This window comes from Bacillus sp. DHT2 (assembly GCF_026241455.1).
GTDB classification, from domain to species: Bacteria; Bacillota; Bacilli; order Bacillales; family Bacillaceae_G; genus Bacillus_A; species Bacillus_A pseudomycoides.
The window spans coordinates 1-255 of sequence record NZ_JAPHWH010000108.1 but is presented as its reverse complement, the minus strand read 5'-3'; the positions used below and the strand labels follow the sequence as shown (position 1 = coordinate 255).

Below are 255 nucleotides of genomic sequence, written 5' to 3'. Positions count from 1 at the left end.
GGCTAGGAAAAGATTTACTGAAAGATTTGTATAAATTGAGCCAACAGGAAGGCGTTACTTTATATATGACGCTGTTAGCTTCATTTAAAGTACTTCTATATCGGTATACAGGACAGGAAGACATACTGGTAGGAAGCCCTGTAGCGAATCGGAATCACAGAGAATTAGAAGAATTGATTGGATTCTTTGTAAATACCCTAGTAATGCGTTCAGATCTATCTGGAAATCCGAGTTTTAAAGAATTTCTGGGGCGTA

General features: G+C 37.6%; 1 protein-coding gene. It reads left to right on the top strand.

Annotated features, from left to right (window positions below; all coding sequences use genetic code 11):
• Window positions 1-255 (top strand): condensation domain-containing protein (locus ORL93_RS31130; protein WP_265960365.1); only part of this gene is annotated, 255 nt, incomplete at both ends.